At 68.8% G+C, this 6,254-nt stretch carries 4 protein-coding genes and 2 pseudogenes; 1 reads left to right on the top strand and 5 read right to left on the bottom strand.

Features of this window, described 5'->3' with window-relative positions:
- Positions 1–494, top strand: a pseudogene (locus tag EQG76_RS21110) (ABC transporter substrate-binding protein); the annotation flags it as partial.
- A 380-nt stretch (positions 495–874) separates the two neighbouring features.
- Here EQG76_RS21110 and EQG76_RS21105 read toward each other — a convergent pair.
- The 5 genes and pseudogenes from EQG76_RS21105 to pgi all read right to left on the bottom strand — a co-directional run bounded on the left by EQG76_RS21105 (position 875) and on the right by pgi (position 5,975).
- On the bottom strand, positions 875–2,044 hold the full coding sequence (locus EQG76_RS21105; RefSeq protein WP_200840994.1) for an MFS transporter: 1,170 nt from the start codon (positions 2,042–2,044) through the stop codon (positions 875–877).
- Entirely contained in the window at positions 2,041–3,381 is a 1,341-nt protein-coding gene (locus tag EQG76_RS21100) for an HdeD family acid-resistance protein (protein WP_159716302.1), read from the bottom strand. Before EQG76_RS21100 ends, EQG76_RS21105 begins: the two co-directional genes overlap by 4 nt.
- A gap of 30 nt (positions 3,382–3,411) precedes the next feature.
- Entirely contained in the window at positions 3,412–3,756 is a 345-nt protein-coding gene (locus EQG76_RS31775) for a MipA/OmpV family protein (protein WP_235031486.1), read from the bottom strand.
- 56 nt (positions 3,757–3,812) lie between these two features.
- Positions 3,813–4,214 (bottom strand): annotated as a pseudogene (locus EQG76_RS33570) (MipA/OmpV family protein); the annotation flags it as partial.
- 135 nt (positions 4,215–4,349) lie between these two features.
- Positions 4,350–5,975, bottom strand: coding sequence for a glucose-6-phosphate isomerase (gene pgi / locus EQG76_RS21085; RefSeq protein WP_200840993.1), 1,626 nt, complete (start codon positions 5,973–5,975; stop codon positions 4,350–4,352).
- Positions 5,976–6,254 lie beyond the last annotated feature (279 nt).

Raw genomic sequence — 6,254 nt, 5'->3', positions numbered from 1 at the left:
ACATCTTCCCGGCGCTGGAAAAAGGTACCATCGACGCCGCCGAGTTCGTCGGCCCCTACGACGACGAGAAGCTCAGCCTCTACAAGGTCGCGAAATATTACTACTACCCGGGCTGGTGGGAAGGCGGTGCGCTCGCCTGCACGCTGATCAACCTGAAGAACTGGCAGGAGCTGCCGGAGCACTACCGCGCGATCGTCACCTATGCCTCGGCCTATGCGAACGGCTGGATGACCGCCAAGTATGACGCGGTGAATCCGGGTGCCCTCAAGCGGCTGGTCGCCGCCGGTGCGGTGCTGCGGCCGTTCCCGCAGGAGATCCTGCAGGCCTCCTGGCGGGAGGCGCAGCAGCTCTATGCCGAGCTCCGCGACCGGAGCGAGGACTTCCGAAAGGTCTACGACCACTTGGTGGCGTTCCGCGACGACCAGTATCTGTGGTGGCAGGTGGCGGAGTTCGGCTACGACGCCTTCATGGTCCGGCAGCGGCGCGGCGGCTGAGGCCTCGCTGGGGTCGGACGACGGGTAACGCCGGATGCCTGGCTTTCAGAGAGTGGCGCACAGGTCGATCTCGATGCACTGATCGACCGCTTCATCGCCATCCTGGGGGGCGGCCTCGTCACCTTTCGTTCAGCGCTGCCGGCGCTGCTTCCACCCTCCCCTGCACCTCTCCGACGGAGCACGCCGGGTCCACGTCAGCCTGCTGGCACTGGGTGCCGGCTTGGCCCCGCTCCTGGTGCCGACTTCCTCGGCCTCTGGCTCGAAGGCGTGTGGCTCAACCGGGATCGGCCGCTGCTACCTGCGCCGAGCCTGAGCTTCGGCCCGTGGCACTGGGGGTGCAAGGGCTGCACAGGCCCATCTACCGGTCGTAGGCGGCCCCTTCAGTCTTCAGGGCGCCGCCATGACGCCGCGAGCGCGAACAGGGCACAGCCGATGCCGATGGCGAGCGGCAGGCCCAGGGTCGGACTCAGGCTCATGGCGGCACCGGCCGCCGTGGGACCCACCAGGGCGCCCAGGCCCCAGGCCAGGCTCATGACCGCATAGATCCCCACCAGGTCGCTGCCAGTGAAGCGGCTGCCGACGATCGTCAGCATCACCGTGTAGATGCCGACGAACAGGCCGCCCCAGACGAACACGAAGCCGTAGGCGAGCCAGGGCAAGGCGAGCGTCCAGGGCCAGAACAAGGCGCCGACGGCGGCCAGGGCCGCCAACAGGATGGCCAGGCGCTCGCGGTCGAACCGGTCGATCAGCCAGCCGATCGGCAATTGCAGGACGATGGCGCCCACCATCAGCGTGGTGATGAGCTGGAGGCCGGCCTGCTCGGTCCAGCCCAGATTGGCGGCATAGAGCGGGATGAAGGACAGGCCGGCCGTTTCCACCGCGGCATTGAGGAAGGTGGCCCCGATCGCGATCGGGGCGAGCCGGGCGAAGCGCATGGGATGGCCCGGCTCGTCGTTCACCGGCGGCGGCGGCTTGGCCAGCGGCAGGAGCAGCGGCAGGAGGGCGACCAGCGGGATCACCGCGCCGATCAGATAGGCCTCGGTGCCGGTGCCGGCGACGGCCAGGATAGCGGGGCCGCCGGCAAAGCCCAGCGACATGGCGGCGGTATAGACCGCCATCACCCGGCCGCGGATCGCGTCGGTGCTGAGGGCTGCCGTCCAGGTCTCGGTCAGGACGAACAGGATTTCTGCGGCCACGCCCAGCAGGATGCGCAGGGGGAACCACAGCCAGACGATCGGCATCGCCGGGAACAGGCAGAGCAGCACCGCACTCGCCAGGAGTGCCGCCAGCACCAGGTTGCGCGTGCCGAACCGGCGGGTCAGGCGGGGCAGCGCTGGCGCCACCAGCAGGACGCCCACTGCGTGCATCGTGGCGTTCAGGCCGATGACGAACTCGCCATGGCCGAGAGCCGCCAGGTCGCCGGCGATCAGGGGTGCGGTCAGGCCATAGACCAGGCCGAAGATCGAGGCGGCCAGGATGACCACGCCGATCCCGAGCAGGATCAGCCGGCTGCGGCCGCCGGCCGGCTGTTCGATGCTGCGGCTGCTCACGCGAGGGCCCTGCCGCGTTGCTGGCGCCGCTTCAGGACCTGGCGGTGCCGCCAGTTGCTGCGCATGGCCGCCAGCATGCCGCGCAGGCTGAGCGGCGGCGGGTTCTCCAATGCCCGGAGGTTGCGCGCATAGTCCAGGACGAAGCCGGGCGTCCAGGCCATGGACTCAGCATGCTTGCGCACGATGTTGGCCGCCCAGAACTCGGTGCTGAACAGGATACGCAGCACATGGCCAAGCCCGCGCCGGGACCGGGCGAGCGTGCCCTCGAGCCCGATCTCGAGGGCCTGAGCCACCACGCTGGAGCAGTTGCGGTTGGTCAGGTTGTAGGTCGCATCCTGCCGGTACATCTCCCAGAAGCGCCGCACCCGCTCGCCGTCGAACCGGCGGAAGCGGATCTTTTCGGTGGATTCGCACCACTCTGCCGCCTCTTCCCGGTAGCTCGGCTGGAACCGGCCGGGCATGTCGTTCTCGCTGGTCGCGCGCAGCATTCGGGTGAAGTCGGTGGGGGAGTGGTCGATCTCCACGGCCGGGTAGTGGCTGATATAGATGTCGGGCGGCAGCTCCAGGGCGGCATGGCCGGTGGAGATCACCCCCTTCTTGTCGACCGCGGCGATGTAGCGGTCGACCAGCGGGCGGCGCACCGGATCGCTGGCCGTGCCGGTCGCGGTCCAGACATGGACGGTCAGCACGTCGCCGGACGGGCGGTCCACCCGCTGCCGCTCCAGCTCGAGCTGGCTGCGTTGCAGGAAGTGGCCCCGCGCATAGAGCATGCCGAGCGAGGCATGCGGCGGCAGCCGGTACAGCCGCCAGCCGACCAGGAGCGCCGAGCGGCCGGTCAGTGCCAGGGCGATCCCGATGCAGCCGGGCACGGTGCCGGCGTACCAGGTCGGGTAGGGCTCCAGCACGAAGACGCCGAGCAGGAACTCGGCAACGCCTCCCGCCAGGGCCAGGCGCCACCCGGGAAAGCGCACGACCCAGGCCGACGCGATCCGGAAGACGCCGTCCGCCAGGAGGAACAGGCCGAACACCAGGGCCAGGATGAAGTCATGCAGGTGCCAGGGGCTGACGATGAGCAGGCCCGCCAGCAGGACCAGCAGGCCGCGCGCCAGGCGCAGCGGGGGATGCACGGCGATCCGGGTCAGCGCCAGCAGGACGCTGAGCGAGCCCTCCGCCACCAGCAGCCAGCCGAACGGTCGCAGCGGGAAGTACAGCATGCCGTCGAGCGCATCGACGAAGATGAAGATGCCGGCGGCCAGCCAGACCAGGCCCAGCCCTGCGAACCAGGCCCAGTGCCGCCGCAACGTCTCGGTCCCGAGGAGCAACAGCAGCAGACGCATGATTCTCCTCCGGCGTTACCGGCAACCGGCTCAAAGACCCGTGTCGAACGTGTATTCCAGGCTCACGCCCAGGACGTTCTGGTTCCTGGAGCCGATGGTCGTGACGATGGGACTTTCGGCGGCGTCCCCGACCAGTCGACCATAGGTGTCATAGAGGGTGACCGTCCAACTTGGCGAGAGCGCGTAGCTGACCGCCAGGGTCATCCCGACCGAGCCGAACCCGGCATCGGCGTCGAAGGCGGCGAGGCCACTGCGTGCCGCGGCGGCTGGCGAGATGCCGAAGCGGTCCTGCATGAACGCAGCATTGCCCCAGACCGCCCGGGGCCCGCCCGAGAAGGTCCAGGGGCCGTACCGCTCGACCCAGTCGGCGAACAGATTGGCCTGGAGGCCGGACCGGAGTGCAGGCCATGGACGAGCTCGATCCGGCCGCGCAGCCGGTCCGCCACCGGCCAGGCCTCGCCATAGACGCCGGCCACGAAGGTGGCGGGATAGTTGTCGAGGCCGCGCAGGCGGGCGTCGTTGCCGGCCGAGCGGCCGGGCTGGTAGTCGCCGGCCGGGCCCAGGTTGAGCCAGCCATTGTCGAACAGCGGCAGCTCGTAGCCATCGTCGGGCGCCCCAAAGGTCGGCCCGTCATCCGCCCGGTAGAACTCCAGATCGGACAGGACCGGCGTGATGCCCCGGGAGCGAGCGCCCGAATAGTCGGGGCCGTATTCGAGAGCGCCACCGATCCTCACCAGCCAGGTCGAACCGCCGGTCTCCGCTGCCGCCACAGCCGGCAGAGCAATGACGAGCCCAACCTGACCAAGCGCCGCCCACGCCCTGCCCACCGCCATGCCTCACCAACACCCGGCCATCCGGCCGCCGCGGCGGTGCGATACGGCATGGCTGCTCTTCCTGAAGTTACTTCAGGATCTCCGGAATCTCCTCTGCAACGTCAAGGATATGTTCCTCGCCAAGTCGCCCGCTTCTCAACCCTTGGCCCGGGCCAGCAGGCCAGCGGTGGAGGCGTCGTGGCTGCCGGACTTGCCGCCGGTCAGTTCCTCCAGGATCGGCAGGGCCAGTTGCTTGCCCAGCTCCACGCCCCACTGGTCGAAGCTGTTCACGTTCCAGCAGGCACCCTGGACGAAGATCGCGTGCTCGTAGAGGGCGGTGATGGCGCCCAGGGTGCGGGGGTCCAGCCGGTCGTAGAGGAAGGTGATCGAGGGCCGGTTGCCGGTGAACAGCTTGTGCGGGACGAGCTTCTCCAGAGCTTCGCCGGACAGACCCTGCTTGCTCAGCTCGGCCCGGACCTCCGCCTCGTTCTTGCCGCGCATCAGGGCCTCGGATTGGGCCAGGCAGTTGGCGACCAGCTTGGCGTGGCCATCGCCGATCGGGGTGCGGCTGTGCCGGGCCAGCAGGAATTCGCAGGGAATGATGCGGTTCCCCTGGTGAAGGAGCTGGTGGAAGGCGTGCTGGCCGTTGGTGCCAGGGGAGCCCCAGATCACCGGGCCCGAACCGGACGCGACCGGCGTGCCATCCAGCATCACGCCCTTGCCGTTGCTCTCCATGTCGACCTGCTGGAGATGCGGGGTGAACAGCTCCAGGCGCTGGTCGTAGGGCAGGAGAGCCACCGAGGTGCTGCCCATGGCGTCGATCTCCCAGACCCGCAAGAGGCCCAGGAGCATCGGCAGGTTCTCCTGCAGCGGTGCCGCCCGGAAGTGGCGGTCCATCTGGTGGGCACCGTCCAGCAGTTCCTCGAACTTGGCAAAGCCGATCGAGAGCGCGATCGGCAGGCCGATCGCGGACCAGAGCGAGTAGCGACCGCCTACCCAGTCCCAGAAGCCGAACATCTCGTCGGTGGAGATGCCGAACGCCGACACCTCCTTGGCGTTGGTCGAGACCGCGACGAAATGGGCGCCGACCGAATCCTCGCCCAGCGTGTCCGCGACCCAGGCTCGCGCGGCGCGAGCATTGGTCATGGTCTCCATGGTGGTGAAGGTCTTGGACGCGATCACGAACAGGGTGGTGGCCGGGTCCAGCCGCGCCAGCACGTCGTGCATGTCGGCGGGATCGACATTGGCGACAAAATGGACGCGCAGCTCCGGCGAGCTGTCCGGTGACAGCGCGCGGACCACCATGCGCGGGCCCAGATCCGAGCCGCCGATGCCGATATTGACCACGTCGGAAAAGCGCTTGCCGGTCGAGCCGGTGCGGCTGCCGTCGCGCACCGCATCGGTGAACTTCCGCATGGCGTCCAGCACGGCTAGCACATCCGGCATCACGTCCCTGCCGTCGACCAGCACGGAATCGCCGCTGCGGTTGCGCAGGGCGGTGTGCAGCACCGCCCGGTCCTCGATGGTGTTGATCTTCTCGCCCTGGAACATGGCGTCGCGGCGCGCCTCGATCCCCGCCGCCTCGGCCAGTGCCGCCAGCTTCGGCATGGTCTCGGGCGTGATCCGCGCCTTGGAATAGTCCATCAGGATGCCACAGGCTTCCGCCGTGAACCGGTCGAACCGGCCGGGGTCCTCCTCGAAGAGCTGGCGCAGGTGAAGCTGCCGTACCTCCACCGCATGCTGGCGCAGCGCCTCGAATGCCGCCGTCACTCGCTGGTCCATCGCCATCTCCCGTTGCATCCTCGGTCCAGGCCTGGCCTGGGTACCGCCAAGGCGATGCCGCTTGGCAGGACGCCCGTCCAGTACCAAACCGGCGCCACGCTGCCGCCGCCCGAGGAATCTCCCGCTTGCGCCGCCTCGTCCTCGATACTGCCTGGGTTCTCTCCAGCCGTCTCTTGATGCGCGGGGCCAACGTGCTGGCCCTGGCCCTGCTGGCCCGTGCCCTGCCGGTGACCGATTTCGGCTTCTACGGCTTCCTGGTGGCGACGACCCTGATCCTGA

Origin of the sequence: Geminicoccus flavidas, from assembly GCF_009806515.1 — a bacterium.
GTDB lineage: Bacteria > Pseudomonadota > Alphaproteobacteria > Geminicoccales > Geminicoccaceae > Geminicoccus > Geminicoccus flavidus.
The sequence above is the reverse complement of the archived record's forward strand: the minus strand, read 5'-3'. Positions and strand labels throughout refer to the sequence as shown.

Coding starts and splice junctions, on each gene's coding strand:
- EQG76_RS21100 (WP_159716302.1), bottom strand. CDS start 3,381: ATGCGTCTGCTGCTGTTGCTCCTCGGGACCGAGACGTTGCGGCGGCAC.
- pgi (WP_200840993.1), bottom strand. CDS start 5,975: ATGGACCAGCGAGTGACGGCGGCATTCGAGGCGCTGCGCCAGCATGCG.